We start from the raw sequence: 23,801 nt of genomic DNA on the forward strand, positions 1-23,801 counted from the left end.
CCATTTGGGCGGCCTTTTTTGTTGATTGTTACGCTTTGCTCACTGGAAGTTCACGTAAACTCAACTTGAAAGTTTGCCAAACTGTCCTTTTACTTCATTTAGTCATGCGTAGACGTCTTTATCCAGGAGAGAATGATGCAAAATCGCCCCCAGTCTGGTGCTCTTGCTGCCAAACGTGACCGCCGCGAAATGGCTCTCAAACAATGGGTTGTCGGTTCGGTGATTGGTGTTGCTGCACTCTGGGCCGGGTCAGAGGTTTTTGCTGACAGTCATGAGGTCGTCATCGAAAGCCACGGCTACAACGACTATGGCGATCTGAAGTACGGCCCCGATGCGCCGTATCTTGACTATGTGAACCCCAATGCGCCCCTTGGCGGAGAGATCAGCCTTTCTGCGGATGGCACCTTTGACAGCATGAATCCCTTTGCCACCCTTTCCGGTACACCGGGGGCATTGTCGTCGTCCATTTTCGAGCGGCTCATGGTTACAACCTCGGATGAGGTGGGGTCTTATTATTGTCTGCTCTGCACGACGATCGAATATCCAGAAGACCGGTCTTGGGTGATCTTCAATCTGCGTGACGATATCACCTTCTCTGACGGTACACCGATGACGGCGCAGGATGTGGTCTTCACCCATGAACTGTTGCGCGAGCAAGCCACACCTTCCTACGCGTCCTATATCAAGGAACTTGTTCCTTCTTACGAGGCCATCGACGACTACACCGTTCGCTTTGATTTCGCAGAAGATTTTCCTACCCGTGGTCGTGTTACGCAGATGGGAAGCTCGCTTGTCATGTCAAAGGCATGGTTTGAAGAGACCGGGGCGCGTCTTGATGAAGCACGCATCGAGACATCACCGGGGACAGCGGAATACGTGATTTCCTCGGTCGATCCGGGCCGCCAGATCATCTACACGCGCAACCCCGACTACTGGGGCGTGGATCATCCGATGCAGATCGGGCGCGGCAACTATGATTCGATCCGGATCGAATATTTCGCCGATTCATCTGCCGCCTTTGAGGGTTTCAAAGCAGGCGAATTTACATTCCGGCGCGAGACCAGTTCGATCAACTGGGCGACCTCTTATGATTTTCCCGCGATCGAGGCCGGTTGGGTCAAGAAGGAAGAACTGGAAGACGGCACATTGCCCGCCGCGTCAGGCTTTGTTTTCAACCTGCGACGTGAAAAGTTTCAAGACCGCAATGTGCGCCGTGCCTTGGGCCTGATGTATAACTTCACTTGGACCAACGAAACCTTGCAGTACGGCCTGTTCCAGCAACGCGAAAGCTTCTGGGAAAACGATCGCCTCAAGGCGGCGGGTCTGCCCGAAGGCCGCGAATTGGAAATGCTGGAAACGGTGCGCGACATGCTGCCGCCGGAAATCTTTACCGAAGAGGCATTGCTGCCGCATCAAAGCGGCGACCGCCCGCTTGATCGCGCCAACCTGCGCGCCGCGCTTGCGCTGATGGAAGAGGCCGGTTTCACATCTGGCGAAGATGGTCTTCTGCGCGACGCGGATGGCAATACACTTGATGTCGAGTTTCTTGAGACCCGCCAAAGCTTTGACCGGATCATCAACCCCTACATCGAGAACCTCGAGCGTTTGGGCGTGAATATTACCTACAACCGCGTTGATCCGTCACAATTTCAGGCGCGCACCCAGTCGAACGACTTTGATATGATTTTCGACAGCTACAACAACGGCCTGCAAGAAGGGTCCGGCCTTGGCCAAAAATATGGCTGCGAAGACCGCGATGATGTCTTCAACCCTGCCGGTTTTTGTTCAGAAGCCGTTGATGCGTTGACCGATCTGGTGCGTGATGCCGCTGATTATGATGAAATGGCAGCGGGTGTGCGCGCTATCGACCGGATCATGCGGTATGAATACTACATGGTGCCGACATGGTACGCTGGTCGTAACTGGGTCGCCTATTACGACTTCTACGAATACCCTGAAAACCTGCCAGAGTTTGGTTTGGGCCACCTTGATTACTGGTGGTTCAATCAAGAGAAATTCGACACGCTCGCCGCGGCAGGCGCGTTCCAGTAAGCACAGAAAATGGGCGCCTATATCCTCCGACGCTTGTTGCTTGTGATTCCTACTTTGTTGGGGATCATGATCATCAACTTTAGTCTGACCCAATTCGTTCCGGGTGGCCCGATCGAACAGATTCTGGCCAATCTTGAAGGTCAGGGGAATGTGTTCGAAGGAATCTCCGGCGGGGCAGGGGATGCGGACATCGGTCAACAAACAGAAAGCGACTATATCGGGGCACGTGGTCTGCCACCTGAGTTTATCGCCCAGCTCGAACGCGAATTCGGCTTTGACAAGCCACCGCTTGAACGGTTCCTGAATATGATGTGGAATTACATGCGGTTCGATTTCGGGGAAAGTTACTTCCGCTCGATCAGCGTCTTTGATCTGGTGATTGAAAAGATGCCGGTGTCCATCACGCTGGGGCTCTGGTCCACTTTGATCGCCTATCTGATCTCCATTCCGCTGGGCATCAAAAAGGCCGTGCGCGATGGCACTCCTTTTGACACATGGACATCGGGTGCGATTATCGTGGGCTACGCGATCCCGGGGTTCTTGTTCGCGATCCTGCTGATCGTGCTTTTCGCGGGCGGGTCCTATTGGCGGATTTTCCCGTTGCGGGGCCTGACATCATCCAACTTCGAGGACTTGACCCTGATCGGCAAGATCCTCGACTATTTCTGGCACATCACCCTGCCTGTGCTGGCCTCGACCATTTCGGCATTCGCGACCCTGACCCTGCTGACCAAAAACAGTTTTCTGGACGAGATCAAAAAGCAGTATGTGATCACCGCCCGCGCCAAGGGCCTGTCCGAAAGCCGCGTGCTTTATGGCCATGTCTTTCGCAATGGCATGCTGATCGTGATCTCGGGCTTTCCCGCCTTGTTCATCGGCGTGTTTTTTGGGGGCTCGCTGATTATCGAAACACTCTTCTCGCTTGATGGCCTGGGCCGGCTCGGGTTCGAGGCGGCTGTTGCGCGCGATTACCCAGTGGTTTTTGGGACGCTTTTTGCCTTTTCCCTGATCGGCCTTGTCGTGGGTATTCTGACCGATCTGACCTATGTGTTGATCGACCCGCGTATTGATTTCGAGGCGCGGAACTGATGGCCAAAACACCCTTCCTTTCCCCACTGAACCAGCGCCGCTGGCGGAATTTCAAACGAAACCGCCGGGCCACGTGGTCTCTTATCATTTTCGGTGTGCTCTTTGGTCTGTCCCTATTCGCTGAGTTCATCGCAAACGATAAACCCATCGCTGTCAGCTATCGCGGCGAAATCCGTATGCCGATCTTCAGCTTTTATTCCGAGCGTGACTTTGGCGGGGATTTCCCCACCGAGGCAGGCTATGGCGAGGTCGAAGTGGATTGTCTGATCCTCACCGGCGGTCTGGAAGACTGTTTTGACGCGCCAGAGGAGTTGATCGCAGCGGTCAAGGCGGGCGAGGTGCTGGACGGTGATTTCCAGAAAGGCTGGATGATCTGGCCGATCATCCCCTATTCCTACAATACGATTGTCGATGTGGGTGGCGTGGCCCCCGCACCGCCAAGCCCACAAAACTGGCTGGGCACCGATGACACCAAGCGCGATGTTGTGGCCCGCGTAATTTATGGTTTCCGATTGTCGGTGACGTTTGCCCTGACTGTCACTGTCGCAGCGTCGATCATCGGGATCATGGCGGGTGCGGTGCAGGGGTATTTTGGCGGGTGGACCGATTTGATTTTCCAACGCTTCATTGAAATCTGGACAGGAATGCCGTCGCTTTACGTCATCATCATTGTGTTTGCGATATTGGGGCGAAGTTACTGGCTCCTTGTGTTTTTGACAGTGCTGTTCGGCTGGCCTGCCCTTGTCGGGGTGGTCAGGGCTGAATTCCTGCGCGCGCGCAATCTGGAATATGTGCGTGCGGCCAAAGCACTGGGTGTGCGCGACAGGACGATCATGTTCCGCCACATGCTGCCCAATGCGATGGTGGCCACGGTCACGATGCTGCCGTTTCTGGTGACAGGCGCGATTGGCGGTTTGGCTTCGCTTGATTTTCTAGGCTTCGGTCTGCCGTCCTCCGCGCCATCCCTGGGCGAGATGACCTTGCAGGCCAAACAGAACCTGCAAGCGCCGTGGCTTGGCTTTACGGCCTTCATCACCTTTGCGGTTATGCTCTCGCTATTGGTCTTTATCTTTGAAGGGGTCCGCGATGCCTTTGATCCGCGCAAGACTTTTGTGGCGGATGGCAATGTGACCGTTGATGAGGCGACTTTTGGCCAAGAGCCTGACCTTGCCAAGACCGGAACCGACAGCAGATGAATAACACCGTTCTTGAAGTCCAGAACCTGCGCGTGGCTTTCCGGCAGGATGGTGACACCACCCATGCGGTCAGGGGCGTCTCGTTCAAGGTTCACAAGGGTGAAACGGTCGCGATTGTGGGTGAAAGCGGATCGGGGAAATCGGTCACAGCTTTGTCCACCGTGCAGCTTTTGGGCGACAGCGCGGTCATGGCGGGGTCGATCAAATATGATGGCGTCGAAATGGTCGGTGCGGATGAAACCGCGCTGCGCCGCGTGCGCGGCAACGACATCAGTTTCATTTTTCAGGAACCGATGACATCGCTTAACCCGCTGCACACGATTGAAAAGCAATTGGCCGAAAGCATCGAATTGCATCAGGGCCTGCGGGGTGCTGCGGTGCGCAATCGCATCGTGCAACTGCTTCACCGTGTGGGCATCCGCGAGGCTGAAAGCCGCCTTGGGGCCTATCCCCATCAGCTCTCTGGCGGGCAACGCCAGCGGGTGATGATCGCGATGGCGCTGGCCAACGGGCCTGAACTGCTGATTGCGGATGAGCCGACAACGGCGCTGGATGTGACTATTCAGGCGCAAATCCTGGACTTGCTGGCTGATCTGAAGCGCGATGAAGGCATGTCGATGCTGTTCATCACCCATGACCTGACAATCGTGCGCAAGATCGCCGACCGCGTTTGCGTGATGAAAGACGGAGAAATTGTCGAAACAGGGCCGACCGCAGAACTTTTCGCCAACCCGCAGCACCCCTATACGCAAATGCTGTTGGCCGCGGAGTCGACCGGCGTGCCGGCACCAGTGTCCGCCGATGCGCCTGTTGTCTTGCAGACCGAAAAGCTAAAGATCTGGTTTCCGATCCAGCGCGGCCTTCTCAAGCGCACAGTGGGCTACATCAAGGCCGTAAACGAAGCGACACTGACCCTGCGTGCGGGCGAAACATTGGGGATAGTCGGCGAGAGCGGGTCCGGAAAGACGACGTTGGCCTTGGCTGTGATGCGGCTGATCCGGTCGGAAGGGCTGATCTCGTTTCAGGGCACCGATATTCACCACCTGTCGCAACGCCAGATGCGTCCCCTGCGCAGCGAGATGCAGATCGTGTTCCAAGACCCTTACGGGTCACTGTCCCCGCGCATGACCGTGGCCGAGATCATCTCGGAAGGCCTAGGTGTGCATGGGGTCGATCCCGGTCGTGATCGCCGCGACATGGTAGCCGAGATCATGGGCGAGGTCGGTCTCGACCCCGTGTTGATGGATCGCTATCCGCATGAATTTTCCGGCGGGCAACGGCAGCGCATTGCGATTGCGCGCGCAATGATCCTGCGACCCAAATTGCTGATCCTGGACGAGCCGACCAGCGCCCTGGACATGACGGTGCAGGTCCAGATTGTCCAACTTTTGCGCGAGTTGCAGCAAAAGAACGGGCTGGCCTATTTGTTCATCAGCCACGACCTCAAGGTCGTGCGGGCCTTATCGCACAAGGTCATGGTGATGAAGCAGGGCGATGTGGTCGAAGCAGGGGATGCGGACGCGATCTTTGATGCGCCGCAGTCCGCATATACGCGCTCTCTGATGGCGGCAGCCTTCGAGGGTGCGGTGGTCTAAGCCCTAGCCGTCCGAACCGATCATAAAGCAGGTTGTGCCGCGTGCCTGCAGCCGCCGACAGGCCAGATCAGCCCCTTCACGGGTCAACCCCATAAAGTTCGCATCGAACCCCCCAGAGCGTTGTGTGACACGGCGCAAGGACCCATCCAACGTGCTCATCTCGCTTAGCGCAACTTGCAGCAAAACCCGTTCTGCGTCATGGCGCGTGTTATAGCGCCCGACGTTTACACCCCAGTGCCGTCCGCCTGATGTGGAAATGCGGGTGACGACTTCAGGCTCGCTGTTGAAAACCTCCGGCGGCTCAAGTGCGGCAACAACGGTTTCTGCGGGCTCTGCTGGCCGCACTGTCGGGGTGACAACCGCTGCAGACGCTGCCTGAACCACAACCGGTTCAACGGCCACATCTGCCAAGGCTTCGGCAAGGGCGGCATTCACGGAATCGGCAATGACCGCGTTGATGATATCCGCATCAACCGCCGCCATAAGAACCTCTTCTGGTGGGGCCGTTGTGGTCAAAGGTCGTGCGATCGGGCGTATACTTGTCGTCACCACGCCGCTGACTCGGATCGTTTTGCCGGCATTGCCCAGTTGCGGATTGCCGGTCGCGCTCGACAGCATTGCAGCCGGTGCGTTTGGCGGCCGGATCGTTGCCTGCGCCGGCGCACGGTTAAAGCCCATGTCCATGAGTTCTGTAATGCGTGCATTCCGCGCCGCAGTGGATGATCCACCAAAGACTGTCGCGATGATCCGTTCCTGCCCGCGTTGCGCAGAGGCAACAAGGTTGAAGCCAGCAGCGTTTGTATAACCGGTCTTGATGCCATCTGCCCCTTCGTAGCTGTCCAGCCAGCGGCGGTTGGTATGGCGCACTGTTGCGATTCCAGCATCCGCAGAACGGCGTGAAAAGAGATTATAGTATTGGGGGAAATCATAGATCACATGACGCCCAAGCACCGTCATATCGCGGGCCGTAGAAAGGTGACCTGACTGGGTGAGGCCATGCGCATTGCGAAAATTGGTGTTGCGCATACCCATTGCGCGTGCTGTCCGGTTCATGCGGGTTGCAAAGGCGTCCTCTGAACCTGAAATCGCTTCTGCAATCGCTGTTGCTGCGTCATTGGCTGACTTGACCGCCGCTGCGCGCAACAAGAAGCGCAGGCGGATTGTTTGGCCTTCACGCAGACCAAGTCGCGAGGGAGGTTCTGAAGCAGCAAGGCGGCTGATTGTAACAGGCGTATCGAGTGTGATCTCGCCGCGCTCAATGGCCTGGAATGCCACGTAAAGCGTCATCATCTTTGTTAGCGACGCAGGGTGCAGTTGCGTATCTGCGTTGCGGGAATGAAGCACCTCACCTGTGCGGGCGTCCATCACCATTGCCGCATAGGGTGCCGCGACCGCGCGCAAGGGCGCCAGCAGTACACATACCGTCAATACACATAAAAACAGCCCACGGAGGGCCCGCTGTCCCGGACGACTTGTCACGTCGGTTGCCTCATTTACTGCCTCTGGCCCCGAATTTTTCCGGTGGCCTTATTATTATTTTTCGACGCTAGCATAAGTCGCGTTTTCAGAAAATACCCTAATTTCAAAGACTTTTGTGCTGATCATCACGCAGTTTGTCCATATGTAGTAAGGAACGTAGTTGAAACCGCAAGATCAATGATTTTCTGTTGCTCTTCACGGAAAATGCATTGTGAAAAGGATGGGGTTTTCATGTGCACTGTGTGCCTTATATATAACGCCAACCAACCAAGGCGGATCAATGCTGGCAAAGTTTTACATGATGGCAGACAAGAAGGACGGTGACGACAATGATGTCGGCGTCGTGCTTCAGACCAAGCCAAAGACAAAACGCCCGCCAATGTATAAGGTGTTGATCCTGAACGATGATTTTACGCCTATGGAATTCGTGGTACATGTCCTCGAACGCTTTTTTGGTCTATCGCATGCTCAAGCGTTCGAGCTTATGCTGACCGTCCATAAGAAAGGCGTCGCGGTTGTCGGCGTCTTCAGCCACGAGATCGCAGAGACGAAGGTGGCACAGGTCATGGATTTTGCCCAACGTCACCAGCACCCGCTGCAATGCACGATGGAGAAAGAATAGCGGTCCGCCGTTGTTCGCCCGAATATGTCCCAGTCCCGCCTAAGCACCGCCATTGAAGACGGCCTTTTGGTCCTGCCTGCGGGCAAGATTGCCCTGATGCGCCCGTCCGACACCTATGATGTTGCGGCCCTGCCGCGCGATACAGTGCAAATCGTCCACGGTTTTTATCCCGATGTGGCTGCATGGCAATCAGCTGGGTACCCCGTCACACAAGACCTTGGGGTGGTTTCCGTGGCAGTGGTTGTGGTGCCCCGCGCCAAAGCGCTGGCGCGCGCGATGGTCGCCGATGCTTGCGCGCACGCCGATCTGGTCGTTGTGGATGGCCAAAAGACAGACGGCGTGGATAGCCTCTTCAAGGCGTGTCGCGCCAAACTGGACACGCTGCCGTCTATCACCAAGGGACATGGCCGCATTTTCTGGTTTGCCGCGACAGACGCTTTTGCGGATTGGGCCGCACCGCCACCCGCCAAAGGGCCCCATGGGTTCTTTACGACCGCCGGTGTGTTTTCGGATGGCGCTATTGATGCAGGCTCGGCTCTGCTGGCCGAAGCGCTGCCCGCCAAACTGCCTGCGCGCATGGCTGATTTGGGGGCGGGCTGGGGCTATCTAGCAGCACCGGTGCTGGCGCGTGACGGCGTGAAGTCTCTGGACCTGATCGAGGCCGAGGCGCTTTCTCTTGCCTGTGCCAAGCTGAATGTAACCGATCCACGCGTCATCTTTCATTGGGCGGATGCCACCCGTTTCGAGGGTGCAGGCGGATACGACGGTATCGTCATGAACCCGCCCTTCCATGCGGGTCGCGCATCTGATCCCAGCCTTGGCCGCACTTTTATCCAAGCTGCCGCCCGCTTGCTGGCGCCGCATGGCAAGCTTTGGATGGTTGCGAACCGTCATTTGCCGTATGAATCCACTTTGACGGAGTGTTTCCGCAATGTGGACATGATTGGCGGCAATGGTGCATTCAAGATATTCCACGCCAACCGCCCCATGCGCTGATCGGGTCAAGGGAGAGCCATCATGTCATTTTCCATCGCCGGCAAGACTGCGATTGTCACGGGGGCCGCAAACGGTGTTGGCCTTGCGATTGGCCGCCATTTTGTCGAAATGGGCGCGAATGTCGTCTTTGCCGATATGGACGAAAAGGCGTTGAACCACGAGGTCGGGGAGGATGCGGAGGGCGAAGAGAATATCCGGATTTTTGCCGGTGATCTGCGCAAGAAGCTGACGATAGCTAATCTGCTATCCGCGACGATTGATGCCTTCGAGCGGATTGATATCTTGGTCAACGCTTCTCGTCAGGTCATGTTGACAGATCCTCTGGACCCCGATGACAATTCGGTCGAAGAGCTTTTGCAACAGAACACGCTTACCGCGCTGCGGGTCAGTCAAGCGGTGGCGCGCAAGATGATCAAGCAGGCTGATAACGGTGCAAATGGTCCGGTTGGTGCGATTGTAAACATCAGTTCGATTGCCGCCCGTCGCACCCATCCGGATTTGCTGGCCTATTCTGTCAGCTCGGCGGCTTTGGACCAGATGACCCGTTCGCTTGCCGTGTCACTGGCCCCACATGGAATCCGCGTCAATGCCGTGGCTTTTGGCAGTGTCATGAGCGCCAGCCTGAAAGGTTCGCTGAAAGATCACGACACCATCCGCGAAGCGATTGTTGAAAGCACTCCCTTGCACCGGATCGCAAGCGCGGGCGAAGTATCGGATGCCGTGCAGTATCTTGCCTCCGATGCGTCGGCCTTTGTTACGGGGCAGATCATCACCGTTGATGGTGGCCGGACTTTGATCGATCCCGCCGCTGTCTCGGCGCATTAATTATTCAGGATAAACCGCGATGCACTGCGCAACGGCCTGATTGGAGGCCGCCTGGCTTTGCGCGAAACGCTCTTCAAGCGAAGTCAGCTTGGCCTGTTCTACATTCAGATCAATCGCCACAGGCACTCTTGTCGTAAACGTCTGAGTGTCGTTGCAAGGATAGGTGAAAGTCGATCCGTCCTCGTTGGTCCGACGACAGGTGCGGGTCACAGTGCGCACATCCTGCCGTTCCTCCAATGCAAAGCCCCGTGCGAGATTGCCCCGCGTTTCTGCGATCAGACTGCTGAGCACCTGTGTGTTCCGCGTGGCGTTGCTGATGCATTGCTCGCGTGGCGTTGCACAGGCGGCGAGGGCCACAAGAGGAAGAATGATGAAGGCGCGGCGCATGGCTCTCTCCGGTTTTGATCTGGATCATCGGTGTGTGATCGGTATTGTGAAAAAAGACTAACACAGAACGATATACAATAGCAGGGGACAAGGGTCACTCATGTCAGACGAGTTTGAGGCCGAAAAGAACAAAGCATCAGGATGGTTTCGCACACTGCGCGACGAAATCGTAGCCGCATTTGAAGGGTTGGAAGACAGCCAGGAAAGTGATGCGCCAGCAGGCCGCTTTGAAGTGACAGAAACGACGCGACACTCTGATGACGGGACCGACGCAGGCGGTGGTCTGATGTCCGTGATGCGCGGTGGTCGCGTCTTTGAAAAAGTGGGCGTAAATATCTCGACGGTATATGGCGAATTGGGTGCGGCAGCCCAAAAGGCGATGGCTGCGCGCGGCGTGCCGGGGATGGCGGATGATCCGCGTTTTTGGGCTTCGGGTATTTCTTTGGTGGCCCACATGCAAAACCCGCATGCCCCCGCTGTGCACATGAACACCCGCATGTTCTGGACCCCGCATGCATGGTGGTTCGGCGGCGGGTCTGACCTGAACCCCTGCATTGAATACGAAGAAGACACAGCGCATTTTCATGCGACACAGAAGGCCCATCTTGATCCACATGGCGCGGATCACTATCCCAAGCTGAAGGCTTGGGCGGACGAGTATTTCTATATTCCACACCGCAACCGCGCCCGCGGCGTCGGCGGTATCTTCATGGATGACTATTGCACCGGCGACTGGGAGGCTGATCTGGCCCTGACGCAGGACATCGGGCGCGCCTTCCTGCCCGCCTATGTGCCGCTGATCGAGAAGCGCCGCAACACAGAGTGGACCGATGCGGACAAGGACACCCAACTTATCCACCGCGGCCTCTATGCGGAATATAATCTGGTCTATGATCGGGGAACAAAATTCGGTCTGACCACAGGTCATGACGCAAATGCTGTCCTGATGAGCCTGCCGCCTTTGGCGAAATGGGTCTGATCTAGTCGACCTGGATAAAGCGCGGCCCTTCGATGTCGCGCGATGTCTCGAATTCAGGGGCGATCGGTTCTTGCGACGATGTCGGCGGGACATAACCCGCCGCCAACTGGTTGATGCCGATCTGCACCAGCACAGGCGACATGTTGGGGCCAATCATGGTGGCAATCAGGTCATAGGCGCGCTGTGGCGCGACGGCGACGACAACGCGGGCAGTGCGCATGATCCGCAATCCTTCAGGGTATTGTGTGCCTTCCCGCGCGCCCAGTGCTGTGACTTCGTTGGCATTGGCTGGAATAAAGATGATCCAAGCCAGCATCAACACAAACCCCGCACGGACAATCGCGCGGAACGAGTGGTAGATCAAACGCAATGTGAACGGCATTTGCATGACGCGCCTCGATGCTTTTGATGCAGATATCGCATCAATGCAGCCAATGTTGAACGTCTGCGCTGTCATGAACAAGAGGCAATGTCTTATCTTCGGCACTGTTCAGGCGGCCTTACTCACCTTTGAAAGGTTTCTCGCGTATTTGCGCTCGGGGGGTTGGTCATGTACCCAGTCATGCTATTTGGTAATGCGTGGCTAATTGTCGCCGCTGACAAAGGCAAATCTCATGACCGCAGAACCATCGACTGTCCCGAGCGTCACAGACGCGTCTGCTTTTGCAGGACCCAAGGAACGCTGGATCGCGATGGCAGTTCTTCTGGTTGCGAGCTTTATGAACCTGATGGATGTCACGATCGTCAATGTCGCCCTGCCAAGCATGGAGGCAGCATTTGACGCAACCCCCTCGCAGATCGAATGGGTGGTTGCTGTCTATATTCTGGTCTTTGCCCTGTGCTTACTGCCCGGCGGTCGGTCGGGCGATATCTTGGGGCGCAGACGTGTCTTCATGATCGGTGTTACAATTTTTACGGTCGGATCCGCGCTGTGCGGGCTGGCCCCAAGCATCAATGCGCTGGTGGGGTCGCGGATTGTGCAGGGGATTGGCGGCGCGATGATGATCCCGCAGACGCTGGCGCTGGTGCCCGCGTTGTTCCCGCCCGAGGAACGTGGCGCCGCCTTCGCTTTGTTTGGCCTTTCGGCAGGCCTTGCCTCGGTCGCGGGGCCACTTTTGGGTGGCGTGCTCATCGGGGCCGATATCTGGGGCTTGGGCTGGCGTCCGATTTTTCTGGTCAATATCCCGGTCGGGCTGGGCGCGCTTTTTCTGGCGATGCGCTTTCTGCCAAAGGTGCCACGGCGTGAAGGCATGGGAATTGATCTGATCGGGGTTGGCTTGGCCGGACTGGCGCTCTTGCTGGTGATTTTCCCACTGATCGAAGGACGGCAACTTGGCTGGCCGCTTTGGACCTTTGCGATGATGGTCTCCGCAGCCCCTGCGGCTTGGCTGTTCGTACTTTGGCAGCGCAGGCAAGCGGCTGCGAGCGCGCCGCAATTGCTGCCGGCCGAGTTGCTGTCCAATCGTAGTTATGTGCTCGGTGTGTTTCTGACTGCGATCCTGTTTTCCGGTATTCCCGGATTCTTTCTGATCATGGCGTTATTTCTTCAAAACGGGTTTGGGCTGACGCCACTCCAGTCGGGTTTGACAACACTCCCTTTTTCCGTCGGTGTCCTGATCGCATCGGCCATGGCCGGACGGCTGGGCAATCGGCTGCTGCGGCAGCGGATCACTGCCGGTGCGGGGATGCTGTCACTTGGCATGATGTCACTCTGGTTCGTGGTCGGGTCGTTGGGCGATACGCTGGTCAGCTGGTATTTCATCCCGTCACTGCTTGTCTGCGGCATTGGACTGGGGACGGCCATTTCGCCGCTGTTCAATACCGTACTTGCCTCTGTTAAGGGTGCGGACTCCGGCTCTGCTTCGGGTGCGCTTCAGGCCTTTCAGCAAGTTGGCGGTGCGCTTGGTGTGGCGATTGTCGGGCAGATTTTCTTTTCAAGGCTCTTGGGCGTCGAACAACAGGCCAGCTCGGTGGCACATGATGCCTACGTCCGTGCATTCACTTTGGGGACAGCCTATCCGGCAGCGGCATTTGCGGCACTGGCCTGTCTTGTGTGGTTCCTGCCAAAGCCCGAGACAGCGGCCCGCTAGCCGCCGCGCACCGTGTCAATCATCAGTTGCACGTTTGCGGGGTCCGCATCGGGCGTGATGCCGTGGCCCAGATTGAAAATATGGGGGCCGCCCGAGAGAGCATCGCAGATGCGGCGGGTTTCGTTGACCAGTGTCTCGCCCCCCGTCACCATATGACTTGATTTCAGGTTGCCCTGAACGCAGCCGTCGATCTGGACGTGCTTTGCCACCCAAGCCGCATCAACACCATCATCGACAGCCACGCAATCCGCACCGGTCGCCGCATGGACGCCAGCATATTTCGTCCCTGCGCCACGCGGGAAGGCGATAACCGGAATACCGGGGTGTTTTTCTTTGAGTGCAGCCGTGATTCGCTGCATCGGTTTGATCGAATAGTTGGTAAAGTCATCCCCTTCGAGCGAGCCTGCCCAGCTATCGAACAGCTTGACGCATTCGGCACCTGCTTCGATCTGCTTGGACAAATAGGCGATCGTCCCTTCGGTCAACCGGTCGATGATCCCTTCGAACACGGGTTTGTTCTCGGCTTTCAGCGCATGCGCGGGCCCTTGATCCGGCGTGCCTTGGCCTGCAATCATATAGGTGGCGACGGTCCATGGTGCGCCCGCAAAGCCGATCAGCGTGGTTTCCTTGGGCAGTTCGCGCGACAGGATTTTCACGGTCTCATAAACCGGGTTCAACGTGTCATGAATCGCCTCGGTCGGGAGCAGCTTTGCCAGTTCATCCGCAGTTGTGATCGTCGAAAGGCGTGGCCCTTCGCCGGTCACAAACCACAGGTCCGCGCCCAGAGCTTGCGGCAAAAGCAGGATATCGGCAAAAAGAATCGCCGCATCAAAGCCGTAGCGGCGGATTGGTTGCAGCGTGACCTCGGCGGCCAGTTCGGGGTTATAGCAAAGCGATAAAAAGTCACCGGCCTGTGCGCGCGTGGCCTTATATTCAGGCAGATAGCGCCCCGCTTGGCGCATCATCCAGATCGGAGGCGTGGGAAGAGTTTCGCCCGCGAGGGCCCGGAGGATGGTTTTTTGCTGCGCCATGAGATGTCCTTTTTCGTCTTCCCTGTGGTCCCAATTGCAGAAGATGTTGTCAAGGGAGTTGTCAGGCTAGGTTGACACGTCTAACAATCCAAACATGACACTGAAATTGCCCACACCCGCCTCGCCCTTCAACATCGGAACCCGTGGTTCACCGCTTGCTTTGGCGCAGGCGCATGAGACGCGGTCGCGCCTGATGGCGGCCTTTGATCTGCCGGAAGACGCTTTCGCGATCTGCATCATCAAAGTGATGGGCGACGCGATTCAGGACCGCCCGCTCAAAGAGATCGGCGGGAAGGGCCTGTTCACACGTGAGATCGAAGAGGCGCTGCTGGACGGGTCCATCGATATCGCGGTACATTCGATGAAGGATATGCCGGTGGAACAACCTGGCGGGCTGTTGCTGGATACCTATCTGCCGCGCGAAGATGTGCGTGACGCATTTGTCTCGCTGCACGCCAAAGGGCTGGATGATCTGGCGAAAGGGGCGACCGTGGGCACATCATCGCTGCGGCGTCGGTCGCAATTGTTGGCCAAGCGCCCTGACCTGAACATTGTGGAATTCCGTGGCAATGTGCAGACCCGCCTGAAAAAGCTGGGTGATGGCGTGGCGGAGGCGACTTTTCTGGCGATGGCCGGGCTGAACCGCCTGAATATGACCGATGTGCCACGCACGGCGGTACCGACAGAGGACATGCTGCCCGCTGTCGCCCAAGGAGCAATCGGGATCGAGCGGCGCGGCGATGATGGCCGAGCGGCCGAAATGCTGGCGGCCATCCATGACGGCCCGACAGGGCAGCGCCTGGCCGCAGAGCGGACATTCCTCGCGCATCTGGATGGGTCCTGCGAAACGCCTATCGGCGGTTTGGCTGAGTTGGATGGCGGTACCCTCCGGCTGCGTGGAGAAATCCTGCGCACCGATGGCACCGAGGTCTACGCGGACGATATGAGCGGTGCGATCGAAGATGGCGCAGAGATGGGCCGTGCGATGGCGCTGAAGCTGTTACAGCAAGCTGGCCCCGACTTCTTTTGAGGCGCAAAGGAATTTCGCGAAATTCCTTTTTTCATCACAAGAAAATTCGGCGAATTTTCTTGTGTCCTCACCGATCCGGAATCACCTTGCCCGGATTGAGGATGCCGTTGGGATCAAGGGCGGCCTTGATCGCGCGCATTGCATCCAGCGCGACAGGGTCCTTGCGCCGCTTCATGGTATCAAGCTTCGATACCCCGATCCCGTGTTCGGCGCTAAACGACCCACCCAATTCCTGCACGACGTCTTCGACCGCTTCGACCAAGGCATGCATCACGGCGGGGTCATTGCGGCTGACATAGCTGGTGTGGTGAATATTGCCGTCCCCAAGGTGGGCGACGATCACCTCGCTCGCGTCAGGATCAATCGCCTTGATACGTGGCGTGAGTAGCCTTTCAAAAGTGGCGATCTTGTCCAAGGGCAGGGCCACATCCGTATTGACGAAAATACCCCCGAAGAAGGCCACTTCGCCCGCATCTTCACGCCGTTTCCAGATCGCGCGCCGCTGGGTTTCGTTCTGTGCGATCACGGCATCCAAGACCGTGCCGGCCTCGAGCATCTGGCCCAATATGTTTTCCAACGTGCTGACAACGGGCAGGCTGCCGTCGGCATTGGGCAGCGCATCACGGGCCATGGTGGCTGCGACTTCGATCATTATGTTGATGTCATAGTCCGTTTCGAACGGTGCAGGCGCATCCGGAAACAGGGCGCGGTGCTTTTCGATATAGCTGCGTGGCATATACTCGAAAGCTTCAACGCCCTCGCCGGTTTCGGCTTGTAGCTGGTAGAGCAGTTTGAGAGCGTCATCGAGGGTGGCGACAGCGACCATGGCGGTCGCATAGGCGCGCGGCTTAGGGCGCAGTTTGAGAACAGCAGCCGTGATAATCCCCAGCGTGCCCTCTGCCCCGATGACCAGGTTGCGCAGATCAAGGCCGGAGTTGTCTTTATGCAGCGCGCTCATCAGGTTCATGATCCGACCGTCGGCCATCACAACCTCAAGCCCGAGACAGAGCCCGCGCGTGCTGCCATAACGCACGACATTGGAGCCGCCCGCATTGGTGGACAAGAGCCCGCCGATCATCGCCGACCCCCGCGCCCCGAGGGTGAGCGGGAAAATCAGATCGTGCGCGGCTGCGGCGTCGTGAAGATGCGACAGGATCACACCTGCGCCGACGGTTGCCGTCCGGCCCGCGACGTTGATTTCGGAGATCGTATTGAGCCGTTCGACCGAGAGCATCAAAGCATCTTGGGCAAGGGTTGCGCCGGTCAGCCCTGTGCGCCCGGAGGCTGGAACAACGGGTGTTCCGGTCGCATTGGCGATCTTGAGGATGGCAGAGACTTCGGCAGTATTTGCTGGACGCAAAACCGCGAGCGGCGTCGATGTATAGGCTCCGGTCCAGTCTGTCCCGTAGGGCGCTGCGTCTTTGCCAGTCAGGATGCGGTCTGCGCCGATCGCAGCGGCGATTTGGTCGAGCACAGACATGGTTCCCTCCTTGGTCTTTGCGCGCACGCTAGCGGGAAAGAAGTTCGGGTGGAAGATGTGATGAGGCCAGATCACCCCCATGCAGAACGTAGGTGGTGCAACTATGATCGTAGTGTGTTTCGATCCCCCGATACTGCATGCCGATGCGTTGCATGACGCGCAGCGATGCTGTGTTTTCGGGAAGTGCCATCGCAATGACATGATCGATGCCGACAGCATCAAACGCAAAGCGCGCGGCAGCCTTGCCTGCCTCGGTTGCGTAGCCTTTGCCTGTCGATGCCGTAGCAAGGCGCCATGCAATTTCGATCTCGTTTGAAGGATCGCGTGCGACGTGCTGTACACAAGTAGAACCGACGATCTTCCCGGTCGCCTGTTCGATGATGCTCCACCAGCTATAGCCGCGCGTTTCCCACGCCAGACGAGTCCGCTCTATTGCGGCGTTTGTTTCTGCGATGGTTGGCGGTACCGTGTAGGCAAGGAACCGCATCACGGCAGGTTCAGTGTCGATGGCGTTCAAGGCCATCGCGTGCTCAGGCGCGAATGGGACCAGCCGAAGGCGCGACGTTGTGATGACAAAACTGGAAAAGATATCAGACATGGGAATAATCTTTGCATCCGCGAAGGTAAGTCAAAAGCACAAATTGCGGGCTATCAGCTTGGACAACTCATCAAGTTGTCTGGGGTAATGGTGGTGGCGTGGGGGAGATTTGAACTCCCGTACTCAGGGTGGCTTGCGCAGCAAACGCCCGTCAGTCGGGCTATCGACTTTAGAAAGACCATCTGACTGGCGTTACGGGGTAATGGTGGTGGCGTGGGGGAGATTTGAACTCCCGTACTCAGGGTGGCTTGCGCAGCAAACGCCCGTCAGTCGGGCTATCGACTTTAGAAAGACCATCTGACTGGCGTTACGGGGTAATGGTGGTGGCGTGGGGGAGATTTGAACTCCCGACCTAACGATTATGAGTCGTTCGCTCTAACCAACTGAGCTACCGCGCCTCACCACGACCGTCCGATTACGCAATGGGGGCAGGGGTGTCAAACCGTTTCTGGGGGTAAGGTGGGTTAAACCCCACCTTACTTGCGGCACCGGTTCATTGCGTCAGGTGGGTCTTGACCCACCAACCCCTAATCGTAGCGCAGTTCCGTCGCTTTCCCGCGGAAAATGGTATAGGAAAGGACCGTATAGGCCATGATTGTCGGTAGGACGATGCATGTCCCGATCAGGATAATAAACAGGCTTTCCGGGGCACTCGCGGCTTCATAGATCGTAATCTGATCCGGCACGACAAAGGGGTAGAAGCTATAGGCCATCCCGGCGAATGCCATCACCCACAATGCCGTGGCGGCAGCAAAGGGGAGCCAGGACCGTTTGTCGCCTGCAAATGGCATCTTGCGCAGCATCGACCAGAGCCAAAACACCAGCAATGCCGACAAAATCGGCAACGGTGAAAGATAAAGCGCCTCTGGCCAGCTGAACCATTTGTCAAAGATGCGCGTGCTGACGAAGGGTGTGGCCAGTGAAATCGCCCCAATCCCCAGAACCAGCCCCCAGATTCCGCCTTTGGCCCAATCGACCGCTTTGCGCTGAAGCCCCTCGTCTGTTTTATGGATCACCCATGTGGCCCCGATAAAGCTATAGCCGACCGTCAGGAACACTGCTGTCAGCATACCGAAGGCGGCATGGGCCAAGGTCCATTCCAGGCCCATCACATACATGCCCAGCATGAACCCTTGGCTCAGCGAGGTCATCAGAGAGCCCGCAAAGAACGCATTGTTCCAAAGGTGTTTATGCGGCGCAGGGGCCTTGGCCCGAAATTCAAAGGCGACACCGCGCAGGATCAAGCCGATCAGCATGATCGCAACGGGCAGATAAAGGGCGGTCAGGATCGCCCCATGCGCCGAAGGAAAGGCCACAAGCAGCAGACCCACCGCCAGCACCAGCCAGGTTTCGTTGGCGTCCCAGAACGGGCCGATCGATGCAATCATCCGGTCTTTTTCTTCATCATCAGCGAAGGGAAACAGCACACCTACACCCAGATCAAACCCGTCCAACACGACGTAGATCAGGATCGACACCCCCATCAATCCGGCAAAGACGAATGGCAGCCAGATTGTCGGATCACCAAAATAGTTCATGACTGTTACTCCGCCGGTACGGCCTTGGGGCCGGCATTCGGTGTGGGTGCGATCCGAGTTCCGATCTCTTCGCCGCGGGATACCTTGCGCGCCAGATAGAAGATCACGTAGATATAGGCCCCGAGCAATAGCGCATAGACCACAAGGTACGCGATCAGGGTCGACAACACCATTGGTGCGGGCACATCGGCCACGGCTTGTTTGGTGGTCATCACACCTTGTACCAGCCAAGGCTGACGCCCGATTTCGGTGGTGTACCAGCCGGCAAGTGTCGCCAGCCAGCCGCTAAAGCTCATGCCTACCAGCGCATAAAGCATCGGCTTGGGTAGTCCCTCGACCCCACGCTTGCGGCGCAGGATCATATAGGACGCGGTCCAACTGATCAGCAGCATCAACAGGCCAGTTCCCACCATCACGCGGAAGGACCAGAAAACAGGAGCAACGCGGGGGTGCAAGACTTCCCCGTCTTCGGTCACAAATTCGTTCAGCCCTTTGATCTCGCCATCCCATGTATGGGTCAGGATGAAAGAGGCCAGGTTCGGAATCCCGATCTCAAAGCGGTTCTCACGGGCCTCGTCGTCAGGCAGCGCAAAAAGGATCAGGGGCACATTGCCGCTGGTTTCCCAATGTCCTTCCATGGCGGCGACTTTCGCGGGCTGATATTCCTTTGTATTCAGACCGTGCATATCCCCCAGAACGATTTGCACAGGGATGAGCACCGCAGCCGCGAAGACCGCAGTCCGCAAAGCGACCCGTACCCCTTCGGTGCGTCCTCCGATCAACCAGCGGAATGCGCTGACCCCCGCAATCAGGAAGCTGACCGTCAAGAAGCTGGCCAGAACCATATGCGCAAAGCGGTATGGCATGGACGGGTTAAAGATGATCGCTGACCAATCTGTGGCATAGGCCACACCGTCGATCATTTCGAACCCTTGGGGCGTGTGCATCCACGAGTTCAGGACAATGATCCAGAAGGCCGACATCATCGTGCCAAAGGCGACAAGAAACGTCGCCATCGTATGCACCCAGTTCGGCACGCGGCTGAAGCCAAAGAGCATGATTCCAAGGAATACGGCCTCGAGGAAGAAGGCTGTCATGATCTCGTAGGCCAGAAGCGGCCCTGCGATATTACCCACCGTCTCCATAAAGCCAGGCCAGTTGGTCCCGAACTGGAACGACATGGTAATCCCAGAGACAACGCCCATCGCAAAGGATAGCGCGAAAATCTTGACCCAGAACCGATAGGCTTCCATCCACCGTTCTTCGCCCGTGCGGTTGTAACGCAGTTTGAAGAACAAAAGGACCCAGCCCAAGGCGATGGTGATCGTTGGGAACAGGATGTGGAATGAAATATTCGCAGCAAACTGGATCCGCGAGAGGAGGAGAGTTTCCAATTCCATGATATAAACTGCCTTTCCGGGCACTAATTTCGCTATGATGCTCATATAGCCGCATTGCAGCAATGGTCATGGGGGGTGCGACAGCAAAGCGCGGTCGTTCAGGCAAACTGTCAGTCACACGACATGATCGAAAACCTGCGTGACATCAGGCGCAATTTCCGGAATGTTTGCGAAGAAAAAATTAAAGGGCGATACGATGAGCGGGTTTCTGACCACACATGTCTTGGATACGGGGTCAGGTGTGCCCGCCGCTGGCATGCAGATCGACCTTTACAGGCTGGAGGGCGTCGCCCGTACCCACATCGTTGGTATGGTCACAAATGCAGACGGGCGGACGAACAGCCCGATCCTGCCCGCGACGGATTTTGCCGTTGGCCGCTACGAACTGGTCTTTCAGGCAGGTGCCTACTTTGGCCGCGCGGAAACGCCCAGCTTTCTCGATGAGATCCCCTTGCGGTTTGGCATCAATGACGCCAGCGCACACTATCACGTCCCGCTTTTGGTCTCGCCTTTCAGCTATTCGACCTATCGGGGCAGCTAGGCTTCAAACGTCCAGCGTGTCGTTTGATGATAGGTCGCATCCGGCAGAACACGGATGGATGGGAAATGGGGGTTGTTGGGCGCATCGGGCCATCTTTGCGGCTCGATCACCACCCCTTCATAAAAGCCACGGCCCGGTCTGCCTGAACCGCTGGCGTCATGGACTTGAACGCCGGGTTCGGTCGTGGCCATGGACATTGACACGCCTGACTGCCCCCTGAGCCACAAGACATCGCGCAGCGCCGTCGGCGCATCTGACAGGCAAAAGTTGTGATCAAGGGCAGGGTCCCCGATTTTCATGGCACGCTCTTGCCGGAAATCCATCGGCGTGCCCGTCACATTGGCGACCTCTCCGGTCGGACAGACTGTCTCATCTACAGGAGTATAGTGGTCGGCGGCCAAGCGCAGGCTGTGCCCTTCCCAAGTCGGCGTCCCGTCAAGGTTCCAATAGATGTGACTGGCAAAGTTCATCACGGTTGTGGCGTCGGTCGTGCCGCTGATCTCTAGGGTCAAGGTCGCTGGTGCAGTCACTTGATAGGTCACGCTGATCTGGCGGTGGCCAGGCAGGCCAGCCATGCCGTCAGGCATCGTCAGCGTCAGCGTGACGCTGCTTTGTGTTTGTGCGACGATCGTCCAGATTTGCGCGTGACTGCCTTCAGCGCCCGAATGCAGGTGGGTGCGCCCTTTTTCATTGCGCTCAAGTTCGTACATCATACCGTCAAGCCGCACGCGGGAATTGCTGATCCGGTTCGCGATTGGGCCGACGATGGCACCGAAGTACTTCATCCCCGCTTCATAGTCCGCCACCTTGTCTGACCCCAAGGCCAGACCGTATGCGACACCTGCAAGCCGGACGTCCTGTACGATGGCCCCCAAGGTCAGGATTTTGACTGCAATATCACCTGCGGACAGAGTAACGCAGTCGATGTCTTTGCCGCCTTTCGTGGTGCCGAAATGCGTCATGCCAGTGGCTCCCAATAGACGCCCGCCGCAGGGATGACGGTGCCATTCCACTTTTGTGGTTTCGGGGCATAGTTAAAGATGAAACGATGCGTGGCCGTGTCGCGCAGGCGCAACCCTTCGGGCAGGCGGTAGCTGGGCAGGTCCAGCACATCACACAAGCCCCCGATGATGCTGTCGAATGTCGCATCATCCGGCCAGCCCGCAAGATAGCGCAGGCTATCGCCGCCCATGATGGCAGGCTGTCCGGCCTTCGTGCTCAGGTGGACGGGGGCCGTGCCTTCCAGATGCTCGAACCAATGCACAAAGCGGCCACCGCCTTGCAGTTTGATCTTGTCGTTGGGCGGCATGCTTTCGGTCAGCGCGATGGTCACATCCGTATCGGGCAGATGCGGACCCAACGGGTTCGGAATGGCCAGCTCATCGGTTTTGGTATCGGTCCGTGGCCCGATCAGGGCGATACCGTCAAAGCGCGCCAATGCCGCGCGCAGAGGGTCCGAAAGGGTCATCAGGCCGGGTGCGAGCACAAGCTTGTAGGCAGAAAGGTCTGCCGTGTCGGGGGGCAGAATATCGATATTCAGCCCCGCCCGCCGCAACGCGCGGTAAGCGGCGAAAGCCAGACGGAACATCTCGAAATCTGCGCCCTGTGGCTGGACATCCCAGGCCCAGGCGCTTTCGTAGTCAAAGACCAGCGCGGCTTGGGCTTGGGCGGTGCCGACCTCGCCCAGACCTTCGATCTCGTCCGCGACCTGACGGGCCTCGGCCAAACCCGGTGCAGGAGCGCTGTCAGGACGCAAAAGCCCCGCATGCATCTGTTCCTGCGCAAAAGGGGCCTGCCGCCAACGGAAATAGCAGACGGTCTCGGCCCCATGGGCAAAAGCCTCCCACGCCCAAAGCCGCGCCATGCCGGGTAGCGGGGCGGGGTTATAGGGCGCCCAGTTCACCGGACCGGGCTGTTGTTCCATCACCCAAAGACGCCCCTTGCCGACAGCGCGGTAAAGATCGTGGTGAAAGGCTTGGTTGTCGGGATGGCCCTGACGCAGGAAGGTTTGTTTGAACTTCGGCGTGCCTTCCAGTCGATCCGATAGAAAGCCGATAGGGTAACTGTCCCAGGATGCGATATCGAGATCAGCGCCGACCTTCCAATGGTCGAAGGTTGTGATCCGGCCCATATAGTTATGGATCAAGGGCGCGGTGGTATGCTTGCGCAGCTCGTCCGCCTGCACCTTGTTGAAGGCCGCGACCTGATCGGAACTATAGCGCCGAAAGGCAAGTTGATGCGGATGGTTGGGTTCTGTGACAGTCAGATTGGGCAGGTCGATCTGGTCGAATGTGTCATAATCCATCGACCAGAACACATTGCCCCATGCGCGGTTGAGCGCATCAGGCGATTGGTATTTCTGCGCCAGCCAATCCTGAAAACCTTTGCGGGCAGCGTCCGAATAGCTCAGCGTGGTGTCGTGGCAGTCATACTCGTTGTCGATCTGCCATGCCGCGATATGCGGGTTCTGCCCATAGCGTTCACCCATCAGGCGCGCGATCCGGCGGCATTCATCTCGGTAAGCGAGATGGCTGAAATCATAGTGCCTGCGCGAGCCGAATTTGCGCGGATGGCCCTGCGCATCGACAGCCAGCATGTCGGGATGCTTGTCGATCATCCAGCGTGGCGGGGTTGCGGTGGGCGTGCCCAGCACGACCTTGAGCCCCGCGTCCCCCAGAACTGCAATCGCGCGGTCGAGCCAGTCCCAAGTCAGAACGCCCGGAACGGCCTCCATCCGGCTCCAGCCGAATTCACCGATCCGCACCCATGTCAGGCCGGTGGCGACCATCTGTGCGGCGTCCTTGGCCCATTGATCTTCGGGCCAGTGTTCGGGGTAATAGCAAACGCCAAGGGTGCGTTTCATGTTGGGGGTT

General features: G+C 57.6%; 21 protein-coding genes and 1 tRNA gene. 11 read left to right on the plus strand and 11 right to left on the minus strand.

Annotated features, from left to right (window positions below):
- Window positions 1–135: 135 nt before the first annotated feature.
- Genes NWQ23_RS06720 through NWQ23_RS06735 form a run of 4 tightly spaced genes read left to right on the plus strand, consistent with a single transcriptional unit; the run spans window position 136 to window position 5,932 of the window.
- The gene (locus tag NWQ23_RS06720) at window positions 136–2,052 is read left to right on the plus strand and encodes an extracellular solute-binding protein (RefSeq protein WP_306165486.1); all 1,917 of its coding nucleotides are present in this window, start codon (window positions 136–138) and stop codon (window positions 2,050–2,052) included.
- Window positions 2,053–2,061: 9 nt separating this feature from the next.
- Window positions 2,062–3,141: a microcin C ABC transporter permease YejB gene (locus NWQ23_RS06725; RefSeq protein WP_306165487.1), complete on the plus strand. Its 1,080-nt coding sequence runs from the start codon at window positions 2,062–2,064 to the stop codon at window positions 3,139–3,141.
- The gene (locus tag NWQ23_RS06730; RefSeq protein ID WP_306165488.1) at window positions 3,141–4,337 is read left to right on the plus strand and encodes an ABC transporter permease; all 1,197 of its coding nucleotides are present in this window, start codon (window positions 3,141–3,143) and stop codon (window positions 4,335–4,337) included. Before NWQ23_RS06725 ends, NWQ23_RS06730 begins: the two co-directional genes overlap by 1 nt.
- Window positions 4,334–5,932, plus strand: a complete 1,599-nt coding sequence (locus NWQ23_RS06735; RefSeq protein WP_306165490.1) for an ABC transporter ATP-binding protein — start codon at window positions 4,334–4,336, stop codon at window positions 5,930–5,932. Before NWQ23_RS06730 ends, NWQ23_RS06735 begins: the two co-directional genes overlap by 4 nt.
- A 3-nt stretch (window positions 5,933–5,935) precedes the next feature.
- Here NWQ23_RS06735 and NWQ23_RS06740 read toward each other — a convergent pair whose 3' ends face one another.
- Window positions 5,936–7,303 (minus strand): D-alanyl-D-alanine carboxypeptidase family protein, encoded by a 1,368-nt coding sequence (locus NWQ23_RS06740; RefSeq protein ID WP_306165523.1) that lies wholly within the window; start codon window positions 7,301–7,303, stop codon window positions 5,936–5,938.
- A gap of 388 nt (window positions 7,304–7,691) precedes the next feature.
- On the opposite strand from NWQ23_RS06740, the gene clpS reads away from it, so the two are divergent.
- From clpS to NWQ23_RS06755, 3 genes are read left to right on the plus strand one after another with little or no spacing between them, the layout of a single operon-like run.
- Entirely contained in the window at window positions 7,692–8,033 is a 342-nt protein-coding gene (gene clpS, locus NWQ23_RS06745; RefSeq protein ID WP_306165491.1) for an ATP-dependent Clp protease adapter ClpS, read from the plus strand.
- A 24-nt stretch (window positions 8,034–8,057) separates the two neighbouring features.
- Entirely contained in the window at window positions 8,058–9,029 is a 972-nt protein-coding gene (locus tag NWQ23_RS06750; protein WP_306165492.1) for a class I SAM-dependent methyltransferase, read from the plus strand.
- Between the two features lie 21 nt (window positions 9,030–9,050).
- Entirely contained in the window at window positions 9,051–9,854 is an 804-nt protein-coding gene (locus NWQ23_RS06755) for an SDR family NAD(P)-dependent oxidoreductase (RefSeq protein WP_306165493.1), read from the plus strand.
- Here NWQ23_RS06755 and NWQ23_RS06760 read toward each other — a convergent pair whose 3' ends face one another.
- Window positions 9,855–10,241, minus strand: a complete 387-nt coding sequence (locus NWQ23_RS06760; RefSeq protein WP_306165494.1) for a hypothetical protein — start codon at window positions 10,239–10,241, stop codon at window positions 9,855–9,857. It abuts the gene before it with no gap.
- Between the two features lie 100 nt (window positions 10,242–10,341).
- Here NWQ23_RS06760 and hemF point away from each other — a divergent pair, with 100 nt between their 5' ends.
- Window positions 10,342–11,220 carry an oxygen-dependent coproporphyrinogen oxidase gene (gene hemF / locus NWQ23_RS06765; protein ID WP_306165495.1) on the plus strand — a complete coding sequence of 293 codons (879 nt, stop codon included), beginning with the start codon at window positions 10,342–10,344 and terminating at the stop codon, window positions 11,218–11,220.
- 1 nt (window position 11,221) lies between these two features.
- Here the strand turns inward: hemF and NWQ23_RS06770 are convergent, their stop codons facing one another.
- Window positions 11,222–11,608 (minus strand): hypothetical protein, encoded by a 387-nt coding sequence (locus NWQ23_RS06770; protein WP_306165496.1) that lies wholly within the window; start codon window positions 11,606–11,608, stop codon window positions 11,222–11,224.
- A 226-nt stretch (window positions 11,609–11,834) separates the two neighbouring features.
- On the opposite strand from NWQ23_RS06770, the gene NWQ23_RS06775 reads away from it, so the two are divergent.
- A complete protein-coding gene (locus NWQ23_RS06775) occupies window positions 11,835–13,310 on the plus strand; it encodes an MFS transporter (protein WP_306165497.1) in 1,476 nt (491 codons plus the stop codon).
- Here the strand turns inward: NWQ23_RS06775 and hemE are convergent.
- Window positions 13,307–14,341: a uroporphyrinogen decarboxylase gene (gene hemE, locus NWQ23_RS06780; protein WP_306165498.1), complete on the minus strand. Its 1,035-nt coding sequence runs from the start codon at window positions 14,339–14,341 to the stop codon at window positions 13,307–13,309. The genes NWQ23_RS06775 and hemE overlap by 4 nt on opposite strands.
- Before the next feature lie 94 nt (window positions 14,342–14,435).
- Here hemE and hemC point away from each other — a divergent pair, with 94 nt between their 5' ends.
- Window positions 14,436–15,371: a hydroxymethylbilane synthase gene (gene hemC, locus NWQ23_RS06785; RefSeq protein ID WP_306165499.1), complete on the plus strand. Its 936-nt coding sequence runs from the start codon at window positions 14,436–14,438 to the stop codon at window positions 15,369–15,371.
- A 67-nt stretch (window positions 15,372–15,438) separates the two neighbouring features.
- Here hemC and NWQ23_RS06790 read toward each other — a convergent pair whose 3' ends face one another.
- The 5 genes from NWQ23_RS06790 to NWQ23_RS06810 form a co-directional block, all read right to left on the minus strand.
- On the minus strand, window positions 15,439–16,851 hold the full coding sequence (locus tag NWQ23_RS06790) for an FAD-binding oxidoreductase (protein ID WP_306165500.1): 1,413 nt from the start codon (window positions 16,849–16,851) through the stop codon (window positions 15,439–15,441).
- Between the two features lie 28 nt (window positions 16,852–16,879).
- On the minus strand, window positions 16,880–17,449 hold the full coding sequence (locus NWQ23_RS06795; protein WP_306165501.1) for a GNAT family N-acetyltransferase: 570 nt from the start codon (window positions 17,447–17,449) through the stop codon (window positions 16,880–16,882).
- Window positions 17,450–17,770: 321 nt separating this feature from the next.
- Window positions 17,771–17,847, minus strand: a tRNA-Met gene (locus tag NWQ23_RS06800).
- Window positions 17,848–17,976: 129 nt separating this feature from the next.
- Window positions 17,977–18,987 carry a cytochrome d ubiquinol oxidase subunit II gene (locus NWQ23_RS06805; RefSeq protein WP_306165502.1) on the minus strand — a complete coding sequence of 337 codons (1,011 nt, stop codon included), beginning with the start codon at window positions 18,985–18,987 and terminating at the stop codon, window positions 17,977–17,979.
- A 5-nt stretch (window positions 18,988–18,992) separates the two neighbouring features.
- Window positions 18,993–20,387 carry a cytochrome ubiquinol oxidase subunit I gene (locus tag NWQ23_RS06810; RefSeq protein ID WP_306165503.1) on the minus strand — a complete coding sequence of 465 codons (1,395 nt, stop codon included), beginning with the start codon at window positions 20,385–20,387 and terminating at the stop codon, window positions 18,993–18,995.
- Between the two features lie 196 nt (window positions 20,388–20,583).
- Between NWQ23_RS06810 and uraH the strand changes: the two genes are divergently transcribed.
- On the plus strand, window positions 20,584–20,928 hold the full coding sequence (gene uraH / locus NWQ23_RS06815; protein WP_306165504.1) for a hydroxyisourate hydrolase: 345 nt from the start codon (window positions 20,584–20,586) through the stop codon (window positions 20,926–20,928).
- On the opposite strand, the gene NWQ23_RS06820 is transcribed toward uraH, so the two are convergent.
- The gene (locus NWQ23_RS06820) at window positions 20,925–21,890 is read right to left on the minus strand and encodes an aldose epimerase family protein (protein WP_306165505.1); all 966 of its coding nucleotides are present in this window, start codon (window positions 21,888–21,890) and stop codon (window positions 20,925–20,927) included. The two genes, uraH and NWQ23_RS06820, sit on opposite strands and share 4 nt — an antisense overlap.
- Complete coding sequence (locus tag NWQ23_RS06825) at window positions 21,887–23,791, minus strand: beta-galactosidase (RefSeq protein WP_306165506.1); 1,905 nt, start codon at window positions 23,789–23,791, stop codon at window positions 21,887–21,889. Before NWQ23_RS06825 ends, NWQ23_RS06820 begins: the two co-directional genes overlap by 4 nt.
- Window positions 23,792–23,801 lie beyond the last annotated feature (10 nt).

This window comes from Yoonia sp. (assembly GCF_030731595.1).
Classification (GTDB): domain Bacteria; phylum Pseudomonadota; class Alphaproteobacteria; order Rhodobacterales; family Rhodobacteraceae; genus Yoonia.